At 69.8% G+C, this 16,511-nt stretch carries 17 protein-coding genes; 13 read left to right on the top strand and 4 right to left on the bottom strand.

Annotated features, from left to right (window positions below):
* The first annotated feature begins 45 nt into the window (after window positions 1–45).
* The 7 genes from RMP09_RS18520 (at window position 46) to RMP09_RS18550 (ending at window position 7,760) form a co-directional block, all read left to right on the top strand.
* Window positions 46–1,689 carry an iron ABC transporter permease gene (locus RMP09_RS18520; RefSeq protein WP_310567449.1) on the top strand — a complete coding sequence of 548 codons (1,644 nt, stop codon included), beginning with the start codon at window positions 46–48 and terminating at the stop codon, window positions 1,687–1,689.
* Window positions 1,682–2,326 (top strand): ABC transporter ATP-binding protein, encoded by a 645-nt coding sequence (locus RMP09_RS18525; RefSeq protein WP_310567450.1) that lies wholly within the window; start codon window positions 1,682–1,684, stop codon window positions 2,324–2,326. Before RMP09_RS18520 ends, RMP09_RS18525 begins: the two co-directional genes overlap by 8 nt.
* Window positions 2,327–2,502: 176 nt before the next feature.
* Entirely contained in the window at window positions 2,503–2,913 is a 411-nt protein-coding gene (locus tag RMP09_RS18530; protein ID WP_310567451.1) for a MarR family transcriptional regulator, read from the top strand.
* 51 nt (window positions 2,914–2,964) lie between these two features.
* Window positions 2,965–4,407 (top strand): efflux transporter outer membrane subunit, encoded by a 1,443-nt coding sequence (locus RMP09_RS18535; protein WP_310567452.1) that lies wholly within the window; start codon window positions 2,965–2,967, stop codon window positions 4,405–4,407.
* A 34-nt stretch (window positions 4,408–4,441) separates the two neighbouring features.
* Window positions 4,442–5,689, top strand: coding sequence for an efflux RND transporter periplasmic adaptor subunit (locus RMP09_RS18540; protein ID WP_310567453.1), 1,248 nt, complete (start codon window positions 4,442–4,444; stop codon window positions 5,687–5,689).
* 2 nt (window positions 5,690–5,691) lie between these two features.
* Window positions 5,692–7,302, top strand: a complete 1,611-nt coding sequence (locus RMP09_RS18545) for a DHA2 family efflux MFS transporter permease subunit (RefSeq protein WP_310567454.1) — start codon at window positions 5,692–5,694, stop codon at window positions 7,300–7,302.
* A 14-nt stretch (window positions 7,303–7,316) separates the two neighbouring features.
* Window positions 7,317–7,760, top strand: coding sequence for a hypothetical protein (locus RMP09_RS18550; protein ID WP_310567455.1), 444 nt, complete (start codon window positions 7,317–7,319; stop codon window positions 7,758–7,760).
* A gap of 13 nt (window positions 7,761–7,773) precedes the next feature.
* On the opposite strand, the gene bfr is transcribed toward RMP09_RS18550, so the two are convergent.
* Window positions 7,774–8,241 (bottom strand): bacterioferritin, encoded by a 468-nt coding sequence (gene bfr / locus RMP09_RS18555; RefSeq protein WP_310567456.1) that lies wholly within the window; start codon window positions 8,239–8,241, stop codon window positions 7,774–7,776.
* A gap of 132 nt (window positions 8,242–8,373) precedes the next feature.
* Between bfr and RMP09_RS18560 the strand changes: the two genes are divergently transcribed.
* On the top strand, window positions 8,374–8,721 hold the full coding sequence (locus RMP09_RS18560; RefSeq protein ID WP_310567457.1) for a heavy metal-binding domain-containing protein: 348 nt from the start codon (window positions 8,374–8,376) through the stop codon (window positions 8,719–8,721).
* Window positions 8,722–8,760: 39 nt separating this feature from the next.
* A complete protein-coding gene (locus RMP09_RS18565; RefSeq protein WP_310567458.1) occupies window positions 8,761–9,240 on the top strand; it encodes a hypothetical protein in 480 nt (159 codons plus the stop codon).
* A gap of 28 nt (window positions 9,241–9,268) precedes the next feature.
* Here the strand turns inward: RMP09_RS18565 and RMP09_RS18570 are convergent, their stop codons facing one another.
* The 3 genes from RMP09_RS18570 to RMP09_RS18580 form a co-directional block, all read right to left on the bottom strand.
* On the bottom strand, window positions 9,269–10,462 hold the full coding sequence (locus RMP09_RS18570; RefSeq protein ID WP_310567459.1) for a lytic murein transglycosylase: 1,194 nt from the start codon (window positions 10,460–10,462) through the stop codon (window positions 9,269–9,271).
* A gap of 135 nt (window positions 10,463–10,597) precedes the next feature.
* Complete coding sequence (locus tag RMP09_RS18575) at window positions 10,598–11,962, bottom strand: MBL fold metallo-hydrolase (protein WP_310567460.1); 1,365 nt, start codon at window positions 11,960–11,962, stop codon at window positions 10,598–10,600.
* Window positions 11,963–12,019: 57 nt separating this feature from the next.
* Window positions 12,020–13,039 (bottom strand): ZIP family metal transporter, encoded by a 1,020-nt coding sequence (locus tag RMP09_RS18580; protein WP_310567461.1) that lies wholly within the window; start codon window positions 13,037–13,039, stop codon window positions 12,020–12,022.
* Window positions 13,040–13,251: 212 nt separating this feature from the next.
* On the opposite strand from RMP09_RS18580, the gene RMP09_RS18585 reads away from it, so the two are divergent.
* From RMP09_RS18585 to cysW, 4 genes are all read left to right on the top strand, one after another.
* Entirely contained in the window at window positions 13,252–14,280 is a 1,029-nt protein-coding gene (locus RMP09_RS18585; RefSeq protein ID WP_310567462.1) for a sulfate ABC transporter substrate-binding protein, read from the top strand.
* Window positions 14,277–14,840 carry an alpha/beta hydrolase gene (locus RMP09_RS18590; protein ID WP_310567463.1) on the top strand — a complete coding sequence of 188 codons (564 nt, stop codon included), beginning with the start codon at window positions 14,277–14,279 and terminating at the stop codon, window positions 14,838–14,840. The genes RMP09_RS18585 and RMP09_RS18590 overlap by 4 nt, the downstream gene beginning before the upstream one ends.
* Window positions 14,841–14,972: 132 nt before the next feature.
* Entirely contained in the window at window positions 14,973–15,851 is an 879-nt protein-coding gene (cysT, locus tag RMP09_RS18595) for a sulfate ABC transporter permease subunit CysT (protein ID WP_310567464.1), read from the top strand.
* A partial coding sequence (gene cysW / locus RMP09_RS18600; protein WP_310567465.1) for a sulfate ABC transporter permease subunit CysW occupies window positions 15,848–16,511 on the top strand: 664 nt, incomplete at its 3' end. The genes cysT and cysW, both read left to right, overlap by 4 nt.

Below are 16,511 nucleotides of genomic sequence, written 5' to 3' on the forward strand. Positions count from 1 at the left end.
GGTGGCGGCGCGTGCTCCGACCCTTCGTCTGGGTACATCGCGTTCATGCGTGGATTGAGATCCCGTTACCTGCTACCGGCCCTGCCGCTGGTCTTTCTGGCCATGGTGCTGGTGGCGCCGGTGCTGCGCCTGCTGGCCGAAGGGCTGGCGCCCGGTGCGGCGCTGGACGCTGAGCCCCTGCGCTGGCTGGATGTGTGGCAGGACGACTTTCTGCGCTGGCGCGTGCTGTGGTCGTTCGCGCAGGCGGCCATCACCTGCGCGCTGGCCCTGGTGCTGGGCCTGCCGGTGGCCTGGGTGCTGGCCCGGCTGGCGTTTCCGGGCCGCACCCTGGTCCTGCGCCTGCTGATGCTGCCCTTCGTCGTGCCCACGCTGGTGGCCGCGCTGGGGGTGCTGGCGCTGTGGGGCCCGCGCGGCCTGCTGGGCGGGCCGCTGGCGGCGGCCGGTCTGGACCTGAGCGAGACGCCCTGGCTGCTGCTCTACGGCAACCTGTTCTTCAACCTGTGTGTGGTGGTGCGCGCCGGCGTGGACGCGCTGGAGCAGGTGAGCGCGCCCCGCGTGGCCGCGGCCCGCACCCTGGGCGCCACGCCGTGGCGCGCGTTCTGGCGCGTCGAATGGCCGGTCATCACGCCCTGGCTGGCCTCGGCGCTCTGTCTGGTGTTCCTGTACTGCTTCGCCGGTTTTGGTCTCGCGCTCATCCTGGGCGGGCCGGACTACGCCACCGTCGAGGTGGAGATCTACACCCTGGTCGCGCACGAGCTGGAGCTGGGCCAGGCCAGCGTGCTGGCGGTGTGGATGCTCGCGCTGACCGGCGCCGTGGCACTGGCCTACGCCGTGCTGGAAAAACGCCTAGCCGCGCCCGGCCGCGTGGTGCCGATCGCGCGCCAGCGCCCGCAGGGGGCTGCGCAGTGGTGTGCGCTGCTGGGCGCGGTGGTGGTGCTGTTCGTGGTCTGTGCCGCGCCGCTGCTGGCCATCGTGTGGCGGGCGCTGCAGGCCCTGCTGTTGGGGCAGGGCGCGGCCGTGCTGACCGATGCCGACACGCTGGACGCGCTGTGGAACACCGTGCGCTTTTCCACCCTGGCGCTGCTGCTGGCCACCGTGCTGGGCCTGGTACATGCCCTGGGCGTGCGCGCGCTGGACGCGGCCGCGCAGGCGCGCCACGCCGGCCCCGGGCCGGGCGCGCTGGCCCTGGTCTGGCGCGCCGCGGCCTTCCTGCCCTTTGTGGTGTCGTCGGTCACGGTGGCCTTCGGCCTGCTGCTGCTCTACCCGGACGCCAGTGCCAGCCTCGCGCTGCTGCTGGCCGCCTACGTGCTGCTGGCCTACCCGTTCGTGGCCAAGTCCCTCACCGCCGCCCTGGACGGCCTGCCCGCCAGCCTGGCCCAGGCCGCCGCGTCGCTGGGCGCGCGTCCGTGGCGCGTGTTCTGGCGCGTCACCTTGCCGCTGGTGGCGCCGGCCCTGCGCCGCGGCATGGCCTTTGCCGCCGCCACCGCGCTGGGCGAATTCGCGGTCACGCTGTTCCTCGCGCGGCCCGAATGGACCACGCTCACCACCCTGATCTACCAGCACCTGGGCCGTCCCGGCCAGGCCAACCTGGACGCTGCCCTGGTGCTGGCCGGCCTGCTCATGCTGCTGGCCCTGGGCGCGTTTGCCCTCATCGAAGGCCGCCCCCGCGAGAATGACCGCCATGCTTGAACTGCGCGACATCGCCAAACAATGGGACCACCGGCCGCTGCTGGTCGGCGTGAGCCTGCGGGTGGCGGCGGGCGAAACCGTGGCCCTGCTGGGGGCCTCGGGCAGCGGCAAGAGCACCCTGCTCAAGATCGCTGCGGGGCTGGAAGCGCCCGAGCGCGGCAGCGTGTGGTTCGACGGCGTGGACATCACCGCCTTGCCGCCCGAGCGGCGGCGTTTCGCCTTGATGTTCCAGGACTTCGCGCTCTTCCCGCACCTGAACGTGCAGGACAACGTGGCCTTCGGTCTGGTGGAGCAGGGCGTGCGCAAGGCCGAGGCGCGCGAGCGTGCCCGCGCGATGCTGCAGCGCTTCGGTCTGGGCGACCACGCCACGGCCCGCGTGTGGACGCTTTCGGGCGGTGAGCAGCAGCGTGTGGCGCTGGCCCGCGCCCTCATCACCCAGCCGCGCGCCCTGCTGCTGGACGAACCGTTCTCCGCGCTCGACGCCGACCTGCGCGAACAGCTGCGCGCCGAGTTCCGCGAGCGCATCACCGAAGCCGGCATGACCGCCATCCTCGTCACCCACGACGAGCAGGAAGCGCGCGCCATGGCGCAGCGCGCCTGGGTGCTGCGCGAGGGTCGGCCGCAGGCCCTGTGGTGAATGCCCACATGAGGCCCTGACCGCTGTCGGGGCTTTTGATGCCTGGTCATTCATTGACTAGGCAAACATATAATCGCGTGTCCACCCTTGCACACGCCGCCATGTCCCGACCACCGAAGCCCGTCCAGTTCTACCAAGCGGAAACCTACAACGCTGAGGAGAGCCTGGGTTTTCTCATGAAGCGGATCTTGCTGTCTGTCGTCCAGCAGGTGGACAAGCGGCTGGTCGAGCACGACCTGACCACCGCCCAGTGGGGGCCGCTGAAGCACCTGCAGTCCAACGGTGGTCGCAGCACGGTGGCCGAGCTGGCTCGCTGGACGAATTCAGATGGTGGCGCCATGACGCGCCTGCTGGACCGTCTGGAAAAAAAGGGCCTGTGCAAGCGCGTGCGTTCGACCGAAGACCGGCGCGTGGTGATGGTCGAGCTCACACCCGAAGGCGAGGCGGCGCTGGTGCATGTGCCGCAGGTCCTGTCGGACGTGCTCAATGCCCACCTCGCCGGGTTTTCCAAGTCCGAGTGGGAGGCCCTCAAGGGCTACCTGACACGCATGGCCGAGACGGGTGACACGCTGCGCGATGCTGGCTGACCGACCCGGTCCGGCAATCCTTTTTTTTGATTCAAATCATTGCCTGAGCAAATGAAGCCTGATCATTTATCTGCTGCCCGCCGGGGCTCTGCCGTGCTCGCGCTGGCCGCCCTGAGCCTGCTGGCCGGCTGTGCCAGCCCGGGCGGGATGTCGTCTTCCGCACGGCCCTTGAGCGCTGCCGAACTGGGGCTCAGCCAGACCACCGCCGCGCCGCTGGCCGCCGACTGGTGGACGGCCTGGGGTGACGACAGCCTGTCGGGGCTGATCGAGCAGGCCCTGCGGTCGCAGCCCAGCCTGAAAGTGGCACAGGCGCGCCTGGACCGTGCACAGGCCGCGGTGGCCGGTGAACAGGCCGCTGACGGGCTGCACGTCAACGCATCGGCCGACACCACGCGACAGCATTTCAGCGCCACCAGCATCTACCCCGCGCCGCTGGGCGGCTCCATCCGCACCCTGGCCAACGCGCAGGTCGCGGCCCAGTGGGAGTTCGACTTTTTCGGCCGTCACCGCGCCGCCCTGGACGCTGCCCTGGGTCAGACCCGCGCCGCGCAGGCCGACCTGCAGGCGGCCCGCAACCTGCTGGCCAGCCAGGTCGCCCAGACCTGGGTGCAGCTGGGGCGCCTGCTGGCCCAGCGCGAGGTGGCGCAGCGCGCCCTTGCCCAGCGCGAGCAGATGCTGGGCCTGATCCGCCAGCGCGTGGACGCCGGTCTCGACACCCGGGTCGAGCTGCGCCAAGGCGAGGGGACCTTGCCTGATGCGCGCCAGCAGATCGAACAGATCAACGAACAGATCGCCCTCACGCGCCATGCGCTGGCGGCCTTGGTGGCGCAACCGCAGGACCGCTTTGACACGCTGACACCCGACCTGTTGCGCCTGCGCTCGACCGACCTGCCCGCTGCGGTGCCGGCCGACCTGCTGGGCCGCCGGCCCGACCTGGCGGCCGCGCGCTGGCGCGTGGAAGCCGCCACCCGCGGGGTGGACGCGGCCCGCGCGCAGTTCTATCCCAACGTCAACCTCACGGCCTTCATCGGTCTGTCGAGCATCGGGCTGGACCGGCTGGTCGAGGCCGACAGCCGCCAGTTCGGCGCGGGGCCGGCGATCCGCCTGCCGATCTTCGACGGCGGCGCCCTGCGCGCCAACCTGCGTGGCCGGACCGCCGATCTGGACGCCGCCATCGAGGGCTACAACAGCGCGCTGCTGGAGTCGGTGCGCGACGCGGCCGACCAGTTGACCAGCTTGCAGTCGGTGCAGCGGCAGCAGGCCGATCAGGCCAAGGCGCAGGCCGCCGCCGAATCGGCCTACGACATCGCCCTGCAGCGCTACCGCGCCGGCCTGACCGGCCAGCTCACCGTGCTGACCGCCGAAACCGGCCTGCTCAACCAGCGCCGTCTGGGCGTGGACCTGCGGGCCCGCGACCTGGTGGCCCGCATCGGCCTGGTGCGCGCGCTCGGCGGTGGCTACACGGCCGACACCCCCACCCCCTTGCGCGGCTGATGCCGCCGGACCCCAACGCTTCCAGAGCCCCGACATGACCACCGACCACCACACAACGCCCGCAGTTCAGGGCAACACCGCCCGCCGCAAGGCGCTCACCGGCGTGGCCGCCGCCGTTGCCCTGGCGGCCATCGGCTACGGCGCCTACTGGGCGCTGGTGCTCAATCACTACGAAACCACCGACAACGCCTATGTGCAGGGCAACGTGGTGCAGCTCACCCCGCAGGCGGGCGGCACCGTGGTGGCCATCAACGCCAACGACACCGACCACGTCAAGGCCGGCCAGTGGCTGGTCCGCCTCGATCCGGCGGATGCGCAGGTCGCGCTCGACCAGGCGGAGGCCCAGCTCGCCCAGACCGTGCGCGAGGTGCGCACGCTCTATGCCAACAACCGCACCCAGGCCGCGCAGATCGCCCTGCGCGAAGCCGATCTGGCCCGCGCCCAGAGTGAACAGGCGCGTCTGCAGGACGACGTGAACCGCCGCCAGCCGCTGGTGGCCACCGGCGCTGTGGGGCGCGAAGAGTTCAACCACGTCGGCGCCCAGCTGACCGCGGCCCGCAGCAGTGCTGAAGCGGCGCGCTCGGCCCTTCAGGCGGCGCGCGAGCAGCTCGCGGCCAGCCAGTCGCTCACCGACGGGATCGCCTTCGACCAGCACCCGAGCGTGCAACGCGCGGCGGCGCGGGTTCGCGAGGCCTTCCTGGCGCTGCGCCGTGTGGATGTGCAGGCGCCCGTGGACGGCTATGTGGCGCGCCGCAACGTGCAACTCGGCCAGCGCGTGCAGGCCGGTGCGCCGCTGCTGTCGGTGATCGCACTCGACCAGGTCTGGGTCGAGGCCAACTTCAAGGAAAGCCAGCTGCAGAAGCTGCGCCTGGGCCAGCCGGTCGAGCTCACCGCCGATGTGTACGGCTCCCAGGTGGTCTACCACGGCAAGATCGATGGCCTGGGTGCCGGTACCGGCGCGGCCTTTGCCCTGCTGCCGGCCCAGAACGCCACCGGCAACTGGATCAAGGTGGTGCAGCGCGTGCCGGTGCGCATCCAGCTCGATGCGGCCGAGCTCCAGGCGCACCCCCTGCGTGTGGGCCTGTCGATGGAGACCCGGGTGGACGTGAGCCAGACCGATGGCCGAGTGCTCGCCGCCGACAGCACCACCACCCCGCCGGCCGAGACCAAGGTGTTCGAACAGGACAGCCGTGAGGCCGACGCCCGTGTGCGCCAGATCATCGCGGCCAACAGCGGCGGCGCCCGCGCCCACGCCGCGGTTGCGGGCGGCAGCGGAGCCTGAGCATGTCGGCCACGGTCACCGCGCAGCCGGATTCCGCTGCGCCGCCACCACCACCGCCTGCGCCGCCGGCGCGGCCAGTGGCTTATCCGCCCTTGCAGGGGCGCGAACTGGTGCTGGGCACGCTGGCCCTGTCGCTGGCCACGTTCATGAACGTGCTCGACACCTCCATCGCCAACGTGTCCATCCCCGCCATCGCGGGCGACATGGGCGTGAGCCCGGGGCAGGGCACCTGGGTCATCACCTCGTTCGCGGTGGCCAACGCCATCTCGGTGCCGCTGACCGGCTGGCTCACGCAGCGCTTCGGGCAGGTGCGCCTGTTCGTCATGAGCGTGCTGCTGTTCGTGGTGGCGTCCTGGCTGTGCGGCCTGGCGCCCAACATCGAACTGCTGATCGCCTTTCGCGTGCTGCAGGGCCTGGTGGCCGGGCCCATGATCCCGCTGTCACAGACACTGCTGCTGGCCAGCTACCCGCCGGCCAAGGCCGGCATGGCCATGGCCATGTGGGGCATGACGGTGCTGGTCGCACCGGTGGCCGGCCCCCTGCTGGGCGGCTGGATCACCGACAACATCTCCTGGCCCTGGATCTTCTACATCAACATCCCGGTGGGCCTGTTCGCGGCGGCGCTGACCTGGTCGATCTACCACCAGCGCGACCCCGGGCCGCGCCGCGTGCCGCTGGACGTGGTGGGGCTGCTGCTGCTGGTGCTGTTCGTCGGCAGCATGCAGATCATGATCGACAAGGGCAAGGAACTCGACTGGTTCGAGTCCGGCGAAATCATCGCCCTGACCGTGGTGTCGGTGGTCAGCTTCCTGTTCTTCCTGGCCTGGGAACTGACCGACCAGCACCCCATCGTCGAGCTGCGCCTGTTCGCACGCCGCAACTTCCTCACCGGCACGCTGTCGCTCTCGGTCGCCTACGGGCTGTTTTTCGGCAACGTGGTGCTGCTGCCGCTGTGGCTGCAGCAGTTCATGGGTTACACCGCCACCTGGGCCGGTCTGGCCACGGCGCCGGTGGGGCTGCTGGCCATCGTGCTCTCGCCCTGGGTGGGCAAGAACGTCAGCCGCATCGACCCGCGCCGGCTGGCCACCGTGGCCTTCGTCGGCTTCGGTGCGGTGCTGTGGATGCGTTCCCACTTCAACACCCAGGCCGACTTCACGACCATCCTGATCCCCACGCTGCTGCAAGGCGCGGCCATGGCCTTTTTCTTCATTCCGTTGCAGGCCATCGTCTTCTCGGGGCTGCGGCCGGACCAGATGCCCTCGGCGGCCGGCCTGTCCAACTTCGTGCGCATCACCGCGGGCGCGGTCGGCACCTCGCTGTTCACGACCCTGTGGGAAAGCCGCGCCGCGCTGCACCATGCCCAGCTGGCCGAAGCGGTGAACGACGGCAGCGCCACCGCCGTGGGCACCATCGCCCAGCTCATGGCCAGCGGCATGAGCCGCGAGCAGGCGCTGTCGAACATCGACCGCATGCTCAACCAGCAGGCCTTCACGCTGGCGGTGACCGACCTGTTCTACCTGTCCTCCGGCCTGTTCTTCCTGCTGGTGGGGGTCGTCTGGCTGTCGCGGCCGATACGGGGCGTTGGCGGCGGCGGGGGTGGCGGCGCGCACTGAAGCAGAATGCCCGGATGGACGCCTACCTCCTCATTGGCAACGCCAACACCCGCAAGACCTCCGTCATCCGCAGCCTGACCGGCTGCTTCAACCGCAGCGTGCGCGACATCCAGCTGCAATCGGGCCGACCGGTGCGCTTCTACGCGCGCGTCGGTGCGCTGCAGAACACCCGCACCACGCTGGACGAATTCGTGCAGGAAGTACACCGCTCGCGTTGCGACGCGGTGCTGTTCAGCCTGCTGCCGGTCGCCGTGCACACCGACCTGATGGACTACCCCGATGCCCAGACCTATGTGGCCGGCCTGCGCGAGCGGGGCTGGCGCTTCAAGGGTGTGGCCGTGCTCGGGCAGGACGGTGGCGGTGTGCGCGCGACCAACCTGCGGCAATACGTGCAGGCCCCGTCGGCACCGGTGAACGCGACCGCGCGCGAGGTGCGCGCGCAGTTCGGCTGGCTCTGAACCCGCGGGTGGCTCAGCGCGCCTGTGACTGCAGGTAGTTCGGCAGGCCCAGCTGGTCGATCAGGCCCAGCTGCTTCTCCAGCCAGTAGGCGTGATCGGTTTCGGTGTCGTTCAACTGCGCCTGGATGATGTCGCGCGTGACGAAGTCGCGCAGGCGCTCGCACAGCGCCATGGCGGCCTGCAGGCGGCTGCGCACCTCGTACTCGGTGTCCAGGTCCTTGCGCAGCATCTCGGGCACGTTCAGGCCGGGTTCAAACGCCATCGGCCGCATGTCGGGCCGGCCACCGAGCATCAGGATGCGCCGCAACAGCGCATCGGCGTGCTGCGTCTCTTCCTGCATCTCGTGGTCCAGGCGCTGAAACAGCCGGCTGAAGCCCTGGTCTTCGTAGGTGCGCGAATGCACGAAGTACTGGTCGCGCGCGGCCAGCTCGCCGCGCAGCAGATCGACGAGGCAGGCGATGACGTCGGGATGGCCTTGCATGATTCTTGGGGGTGGGGTTGGGGATGCACCGAGTATCGCGCCGACCAACACCCCGTCACAAGCGCAGCGGCTGGCAGAATGAAAGCGCATCCGCGACCGGGTGCGTCAACCCCATTCACCGGGAGCATTCACATGGGCTGGTTTTCCAAAAGCACCGACGGTTTTTTTCTCAGCACCACCACGCCGCCGGACATCCCGCGCAGCCAGTACCTGGGCGTGGTCAACGGCGAAGCCATCATCGGCGCCAACATCTTCCGCGACATGTTTTCGTCGGTGCGCGACGTGGTCGGCGGCCGCGCGGGCGGCTACGAACGCGCGCTGTCCGGGGCGCGTGACGCGGCCCTGGAAGGCCTGACCGAGGCCGCGAAAGAACTGGGTGCCAACGGCGTGATCGGCATCGACTTCGACTACGAGGTGCTGGGCGAGACCAACGGCATGATGATGGTGGCCGTCAGTGGGACGGCGGTGAAGCTGGGCTGAGCGGGGTCCGCGCGCGCCGGGCAGCAGGAGGACACGGACATGCAAACAACCACGGAAGCCGCCATGCCGCGCCAGGCGAGGTTCGCGGTGGTGTCAGGGCTGCTGTCCCTCGGGCTGTTGCTGGCCGGGTGCGCCAGCGCGCCGATCGAAACCGACCCGGTGTTTATTCCCGTTCCAGTTGTCGTTCCGGTGCTGGTGGAGACGGTGCCGGTCCACCGGCTGCCGCACCGGCCGCCGGTCGTGTCGGGTCCCCTGGTGTGCGGCGCGGGGCAGCAGGCCTGCCGGGGTGGGCATGGGGAGCGCTGTTACACCCCCAGCGCCGGCGAGCGCTGCACCGACGGGGTGGTCTGCACCGCCGGACAGAACGCTTGTCTGGGCCCGTGGGGCGCGTCCTGCTACACCCCCAGCCGGGGCGAAAGCTGCCAGAGCGGCACCGTGTGCGGGATGGGTCAACAGGTGTGTGCCCGGGGCCGCACCGCCCAGTGCTACACGCCGTCCAGAGGCGAGACCTGCCGCTAAGCCGTGCGCGTGCGGGACGGGGCGGCGGTCAGCCGCCGCGCAACGCCCGCAAAATTTTCTGCCCACCGCGGCCACTGACCTCCTGCCCCAGCCGCGCCTGCTCGATGCGGATGGCGGCGCGGCTTTTTTCGCCCAGCGCGCCGTCGATGGCGCCGATGTCGTGGCCGCGCAGCACCAGCAGGCCCTGCAGTTCGCGGCGTTCGGCGCGTGAGAGGCCAGCGTCGTCGGTGGGCCAGGGGGTGGTGAAGGGGCCGGCGCCACGCAGGCGGTCGGCCAGGTGGGCGATGGCCAGGCCGTAGCTTTCGGCGGCGTTGTAGCTGTAGATGGCGTCGAAGTTCTTGAACACCAGGAAGGCCGGGCCTTGCGGGCCGGCGGGCAGCATCAGGCCGGCGCTGCCCAGGTCGCGGGACAGCGGCGCGCCGTCCACCTGCGTCAGGCCGCGTGCGATCCAGTCGCCGATGGGGCGCTTGCTGCGGCGGCCTTCGCCATTGGCGTTGAATCCTTCGGGCAGCTTGACCTCAAAGCCCCAGGGCTGGTCGCTCTGCCAGCCGGCTTTCTTCAGGAAGTTGGCCGTGGAGGCGAGCGCGTCGGCGGTGTTGTCCATCAGGTCGCGCTTGCCGTCGCCGTCGAAGTCCACCGCCAGCCGTTCAAACGTGGTGGGCATGAACTGGGTGTGACCGAAGGCGCCGGCCCAGCTGCCCACCAGGCGTTCTGGCGCGATGTGGCCGGCCTGCAGGATGCGCAGTGCCGAATACAGCTCGCCGCGGAAGAAGGCCTGGCGCCGGCCGTGGCACGACAGCGTGCCCAGCGCCTGCACCAGCGGGTAGTTGCCGAAGTTGCGGCCGAAGTTGCTTTCCACGCCCCAGACCGCGACCACGGTGGCCGGGTCCACGCCGTAGCGCTCGGCCACTTTCGCCAGCACCTCGGCGTGCTGCGCCAGCTGCGCCTGCCCGTCGGCCACGCGTTCGTCGTCCACCAGCGCGGCCAGGTAGTCCCAGATCGGCATGCGGAACTCGGGCTGGTAGTCCAGCTTCTCGACCACGCTCATGTCGGGCACCAGGCCCTGGGTGAAGCGTGTGAAGGCCTCGTCCTGCACACGCGCGGCGCGCGCATCGCCCCGCAGGCTCTCGATGCAGCGGGTGAAGTCGGGGGAGGCCGACTGGGCAAAGGCCGACGGAGCGAGTGCTGCAATCAGCAGCAGGGCAGGGGTGATGGAACGCATGGGCAAGAGCGTAACGCCTCCGGCGCACGTGCCCCCAAGGCCAGGGGCCCCGTGGAACGGGCTTGGCCCGGCCACAGGGGCCGTCCCCCCGCGCAGCAGGGGGGAAGCCGCGTCAGCGGCGCAGGGGGGCACTACCTATACAGCCCAGGTGCTGCCGTGCTCCGGCACCATCGCGCGCCAGCGCAGTTCGGTCTCGATGCGGTGGCGCAGCGCGTCGGACGCGCCCATCTCGCCGTGCGTGACGAACACGCGGTGCGGCGGCTGGGGCAGGGCGCGCAGCCAGTCCATGAGCTGGCTGGCGTCGGCGTGGGCCGAGGCCGAGCGCATCTGCACCACCTCGGCGCGCACGGCCACGTCCTGTCCGTGGATGCGGACGCTCTTGGCGCCATCGCCCAGCGCCGCGCCGCGCGTGCCCGGTGCCTGGTAGCCGGTGAGCATGACCATGTTGCGGTGGTGGCCGAGGTACTGCACCAGGTGGTGCAGCACGCGCCCGCCGGTGGCCATGCCGGCGGCGGCCAGCACGACCTTGGGGCCGTGCTGTTGTGCGATGGCCTTGGACTCGTCGGTCGAGCGCGTCATCTTGGCCACGTGCTCCATGTCGTGGCACTGGGCGGCGCTCAGGCGGTGTTCGCCCAGGTGGCGCTCATACAGGTCGGTGGTGTGGATGGCCATGGGGCTGTCCAGGTACACCGGCAGGCTGTGCGGCAGCGTGCCGTTGGCCTTGAGCAGCGCGATGGCATGCAGGATCTCTTGCGCACGCCCCACCGCGAACACCGGCAGCACGGCGGTGCCGCCGCGCGCGGCCACGCGCTGCAGGGCCGGGCCGAGCTCGGCCAGCGTGTCCTCGTCGGGGTGCTCGCGGTCGCCGTAGGTGGACTCGATCACCACCGCGTCGGCGGCGGGCGGCGGGTCGGGCGGCAGCATCAGCATGTCGTCGGGGCGGCCCAGGTCGCCCGAGAACAGGATGCGCTTGCCGCCCACCTCCAGCAGCAGGCTGGCCGCGCCCAGGATGTGCCCGGCGCGGAAGAACTGCGCGGTCCAGCCGTGCAGCGGCTCGAACGGCTGGCCCATGGGCACGGTGCGCAGCAGCTTGAGGCTGTCCAGCGCATCGCCTTCGGTGTAGAGCGGCAGCGCCGGCGCGTGTTTGGAAAATCCCTTGCGGTTGGCGAAGGCGGCGTCTTCTTCCTGGATGTGGCCGCTGTCGGGCAGCAGGATCTGCGCGAGGTCGCGCGTGGCCGGCGTGCACCAGACCTTGCCGTGGAACCCTTCCTTGGCCAGCAGCGGCAGGTAGCCGCTGTGGTCCAGGTGCGCGTGCGTCAGCAGCACGGCGCCGATGTGGTTGGGCAGCACCGGCAGCGGGTCGCGGTTGCGCAGGCGCAGCTGCTTGTAGCCCTGGAACAGCCCGCAATCGACCAGCAGGCTCTGGCCGCTGAACTCGACGAGGTATTTGGAGCCGGTGACGGTGCCCGCAGCACCGAGAAAGCGCAGATGGACGTTCATGCGGGCCATGGTACGCCCGCGACGGCGCCCGGTCATGACGCAGCGCAGGGTCCGTGTTCAGAGCGCGGCGTCGAGCAGCAGCATGAAGATGAACCCCGCCATCAGCGCGACCGAGGCCATGCCCTCGAAGCCGTTGCGGTGCGTCTCGGGAATGATCTCGTGGCTGACGACGAAGATCATGGCGCCGGCCGCGACCGCCAGCCCCACCGGGTAGAAGGCGGGCAGGCTGCCCAGCACGGCCAGGCCGACGATGGCACCAAAGGGCTCGGCCAGGCCCGAGAGCGCGGCCACCGCCCAGGACCGGCCGGCGCTCTGGCCCAGGGTGCGCAGGGCCATGGCGACGATCAGGCCTTCGGGCATGTTCTGCAGGCCAATGGCCAGCGCCACCGATGCGCCCGCGTTCACCGCGTCGGCGCCGGCCACCCCCAGCGCGCCACCGGCGTAGGCCGCGCCCACGGCCAGGCCTTCGGGCACGTTGTGGATCAGGATGGCCAGCACCATGAGCCAGGCGCGCTGGCCGGCGGTGTGGGCGTCGGCGTGGGGCATGGCGTGGCCGTGCGCCGCCGGCGGCAGCACGGCGTGTTCGTGCGGGGTGAAGCGGTCGATGGCGATCATCAGCGCCATGCCCAGGGCCAGGCCCACGGCGGTGAGCGCCGCCGCCCCGATCGCGTGCGAACCGGTGGCCGCCATGAGCGCGCGCCCGGCGCCCAGCGACGGCAGCAGCAGCGCGAAGATGGCCGCGGCCAGCATGACGCCCGCGGCAAAGGCCATGAAGGCCGATTCCTGCCGCTTGCTCACGCGCTCGACCAGGAAGACGGGCAGGGCGCCCACGGCGGTGGCCAGCGCCGCCAGCAGCGAGGCCTGCACCCCGGCCGTCATGCCGCTGCTGGCGCCGGTGGCGTCCCACCACACGCGGGTGGGCGCCCAGAAGGTGCTGCCCGCGGCCAGCCCGGCCATCAGCAACAGGCCCACGCTCAGGGCCAGCAGCGCGTTGCGCAGCGCGTGCGGCGCCACCGGCAGGTCCAGCTGTTGCATCTGCAACCAGACGGGGCGGACTTGGCGGATGAGGGCGGTCATGGGTGGGCTCCTGTGGGGGCAATCGGGAATGGGTGGTAGTTTGTCAAAAACTATCACACATTGGAATTCGATTGTCTTGATGGGCGCCATAGCGACGTGAATGCGCGCTGCTTAGCTGTTTTCTTCATAAACAACTGAGAACGTATTCGTTCCAGTTTTGATGCGCGGCTTTCATGATCCGCTCCGTTGAACCACTTTTCCGGAGCAAAACCATGAACACCCGCCGCACGTTCACCGCCGCCGTCATCGCGTCCGCCCTGGCCGCCAGCGCCGGCCTGGCCTTTGCACAGCCCGCCCCCGTGAGCCTGCTCAACGTGTCGTACGACCCGACGCGCGAGCTCTACGTCGAATTCAACGCCGCCTTCGCCAAGGCCTGGAAGGTCAAGACCGGCCAGGACGTGACCATCAAGCAGAGCCACGGCGGCTCGGGCAAGCAGGCCCGTTCCATCATCGACGGCCTGGACGCCGACGTCGCCACCCTGGCCCTGGCCGGCGACACCGACGCGCTCAACGCCCACGGCGGCTGGATTCCGAAAGACTGGCAAAAGCGCCTGCCGCACAACAGCACGCCCTACGCGTCCACCATCATCTTGGCCGTGCGCCAGGGCAACCCCAAGGGCATCAAGGACTGGGACGACCTGATCCGCCCCGACGTGAAGGTCATCACCCCCAACCCCAAGACCTCGGGCGGTGCCCGCTGGAACTACCTGGCGGCCTGGGAATTTGCTTTGCGCAAGTACGGCGGCCCGAACCGTGACGTCAGCAAGGCCAAGGCCTTCGTGGCCAAGCTGTACGGCAACGTGCCGGTGCTCGACACGGGCGCCCGCGGCTCCACCATCACCTTCGCCCAGCGCAACCAGGGCGACGTGCTGATCGCCTGGGAAAACGAGGCCTACCTGCTGGACAAGGAGTTCAACACCAAGTTCGACGTGGTGTATCCCTCGATCTCCATCCTGGCCGAGCCGGCGGTGACCGTGGTCGACAAGAACGTCGACAAGAAGGGCACGCGTGCCGTCGCCACCGCTTACCTGGAGTACCTGTATTCCGAGGAAGGCCAGGACATCATCGGCAAGAACTTCTACCGCCCGGTCATCTCGGCCAAGGCGCAGGCCAAGTACGGCAAGCAGTTCCCCAAGCTCAACCTGTTCAAGATCGACGACGCCTTCGGTGGCTGGGAGAAGGCGGCCAGGGACCATTTCGCCGACGGCGCCTCGTTCGACCAGATCTACACGCGCAAATGAGCCCGGACCGCATCCTCATCGTGCCGGGCTGGCGCAACTCCGAGCCCGCGCATTGGCAGAGCCTGTGGGAGGCCCGGCTGCCCCATGCGCGCCGCGTCGCGCAGGGCGACTGGCTGTTTCCGCGCCGGCAAGACTGGGTGGACCGGCTGACCGAAGAGATCCTCTCCAGCCGGGGGGAGCGGGTGGTGATCGTGGCCCACAGCCTGGGCTGCATCACCACCGCCCACCTGCCGCCCGAGGCGGCCGCGCGCGTGAGCGCCGCGTTGCTGGTGGCGCCGGCCGATCCGGAGCGGCGCTCGCAACTGGCCGATTTCGCGCCCGTGCCCCACCGGCGCCTGCCCTACCGCAGCATCCTGGTCGCCAGCGGCAACGACCCGTATTGCCCCGTGCGCCTGGCCGGCGCATACGCCCGGGCCTGGGGCAGCGCATTCGTGCGGCTGGAGAACGCCGGCCACATCAACGTGGCAGCGGGCTTTGGCGAATGGCCGCTGGGTCTTCAGTTGCTGGCGCAGCTGGGGGTGGAGGTGGACCCGGCCGAGCTGTTGCGACGCGCAGCGTGACATGACACCCCCCGCGCCGCTTCGCGTCACCCCCCAAGGGGGTGGCACGGGCGGCCCGGCACAGCCGGTTCCGCGGTGCCCCTGGTGGGGGCACGTCGCGCCGGATCTGACCTCGCTTTTTTTGGATCTTTCATGACCACTGCCACGCTGTCCGTCGCGACGGCCCCTTCCTTCGTTGTTCGCCGCAGCGCGCGCGTGCTGCCGGGCTTCAACCTCACGCTGGGCTTCACGGTCTTCTACCTGAGCCTGATCGTGCTGATCCCGCTCTCGGCGCTGGTCTTCAAGACCTTCACCCTGACCTGGCCGCAGTTCTGGGAGGCGGTCACCTCGCCGCGCGTGCTGGCGTCCTACCGCCTGACCTTTGGCGCCTCGTTCATCGCGGCCCTGGTCAATGTGGTGTTTGGGCTGCTGGTGGCCTGGGTGCTGGTGCGTTACCCGTTCCCGGGCAAGAAGATCGTGGATGCGCTGGTGGACCTGCCGTTCGCGCTGCCCACCGCCGTGGCGGGCATTTCGCTCACCGCCCTGCTGGCCGGCAACGGCTGGGTCGGTTCGCTGCTGGAGCCGCACGGCATCCAGCTCGCCTTCAACCCCAACGGCGTGGTGATCGCGCTGATTTTCATCGGCCTGCCGTTTGTGGTGCGCACGGTGCAGCCGGTGCTGGAGGACGCCGAGAAAGAACTGGAAGAAGCTGCGACCTGCCTGGGCGCCACGCGCTGGCAGACCTTCAGCCGCGTCATCTTCCCCAGCATCGCACCCGCGCTGCTGACCGGCTTTGCCATGGCCTTTGCGCGCGCCGTCGGTGAGTACGGCTCGGTCATCTTCATCGCCGGCAACATGCCCATGGTCTCCGAGATCACGCCGCTGATCATCATCGGCAAGCTGGAGCAGTACGACTACGCCGGCGCCACCGCCGTGGCCACCGTGATGCTCGTCATCTCGTTTGCGCTTTTGCTCGTGATCAACGGCCTGCAAGGCTGGCAGCGCAAGCGTTCGGCAGGTAACTCCCAATGAGCCAGAACACTGTTCGCACCGCCCAGCGCGGTACCACCGAAGCGCCCTGGATCCGCTACCTGCTCACCGGCATCGCGCTGGTGTTCATGTTTCTGTTCCTGGTACTGCCGCTGGCGGCCGTGTTCACCGAAGCCCTGCGCAAGGGCTGGGACGCTTATTGGGAAGCGTTGAAAGAGCCCGACGCCTGGGCGGCGATCCGCCTGACGCTGCTGACCGCGGCCGTGGCCGTGCCGCTGAACCTGGTGTTCGGCGTGGCGGCGGCCTGGGCCATTGCCAAGTACGAGTTCCGGGGCAAGTCCTTCCTCACCACGCTGATCGACCTGCCGTTCTCGGTCTCGCCCGTGGTGGCGGGCTTGATCTACGTGCTGGTGTTCGGCGCGCAGGGCTGGTTTGGCCCCTGGCTGATGGAGCACGACATCAAGATCGTGTTCGCCGTGCCCGGCATCATCCTGGCCACCATCTTCGTGACCTTCCCGTTCATCGCGCGCGAGCTGATCCCGCTGATGCAGGCCCAGGGCAACGACGAAGAACAGGCCGCCATCGTGCTGGGCGCGATCGGCTGGCAGACCTTCTGGTACGTGACCCTGCCCAACATCAAGTGGGGTCTGATCTACGGCGTGATCCTGTGCAACGCGCGGGCCATGGGCGAGTTCGGCGCGG

The organism is Hydrogenophaga sp. (assembly GCF_031426985.1).
Taxonomy (GTDB): Bacteria; Pseudomonadota; Gammaproteobacteria; order Burkholderiales; family Burkholderiaceae_C; genus Hydrogenophaga.

Coding starts and splice junctions, on each gene's coding strand:
- RMP09_RS18585 (WP_310567462.1), top strand. CDS start 13,252: ATGAACACCCGCCGCACGTTCACCGCCGCCGTCATCGCGTCCGCCCTG.
- RMP09_RS18570 (WP_310567459.1), bottom strand. CDS start 10,462: ATGCGTTCCATCACCCCTGCCCTGCTGCTGATTGCAGCACTCGCTCCG.
- RMP09_RS18530 (WP_310567451.1), top strand. CDS start 2,503: ATGAAGCGGATCTTGCTGTCTGTCGTCCAGCAGGTGGACAAGCGGCTG.
- RMP09_RS18550 (WP_310567455.1), top strand. CDS start 7,317: ATGGACGCCTACCTCCTCATTGGCAACGCCAACACCCGCAAGACCTCC.
- bfr (WP_310567456.1), bottom strand. CDS start 8,241: ATGCAAGGCCATCCCGACGTCATCGCCTGCCTCGTCGATCTGCTGCGC.
- RMP09_RS18525 (WP_310567450.1), top strand. CDS start 1,682: ATGCTTGAACTGCGCGACATCGCCAAACAATGGGACCACCGGCCGCTG.
- RMP09_RS18535 (WP_310567452.1), top strand. CDS start 2,965: ATGAAGCCTGATCATTTATCTGCTGCCCGCCGGGGCTCTGCCGTGCTC.
- RMP09_RS18520 (WP_310567449.1), top strand. CDS start 46: ATGCGTGGATTGAGATCCCGTTACCTGCTACCGGCCCTGCCGCTGGTC.
- RMP09_RS18545 (WP_310567454.1), top strand. CDS start 5,692: ATGTCGGCCACGGTCACCGCGCAGCCGGATTCCGCTGCGCCGCCACCA.
- RMP09_RS18565 (WP_310567458.1), top strand. CDS start 8,761: ATGCAAACAACCACGGAAGCCGCCATGCCGCGCCAGGCGAGGTTCGCG.
- RMP09_RS18580 (WP_310567461.1), bottom strand. CDS start 13,039: ATGACCGCCCTCATCCGCCAAGTCCGCCCCGTCTGGTTGCAGATGCAA.
- RMP09_RS18575 (WP_310567460.1), bottom strand. CDS start 11,962: ATGAACGTCCATCTGCGCTTTCTCGGTGCTGCGGGCACCGTCACCGGC.
- cysT (WP_310567464.1), top strand. CDS start 14,973: ATGACCACTGCCACGCTGTCCGTCGCGACGGCCCCTTCCTTCGTTGTT.
- RMP09_RS18540 (WP_310567453.1), top strand. CDS start 4,442: ATGACCACCGACCACCACACAACGCCCGCAGTTCAGGGCAACACCGCC.
- RMP09_RS18560 (WP_310567457.1), top strand. CDS start 8,374: ATGGGCTGGTTTTCCAAAAGCACCGACGGTTTTTTTCTCAGCACCACC.
- RMP09_RS18590 (WP_310567463.1), top strand. CDS start 14,277: ATGAGCCCGGACCGCATCCTCATCGTGCCGGGCTGGCGCAACTCCGAG.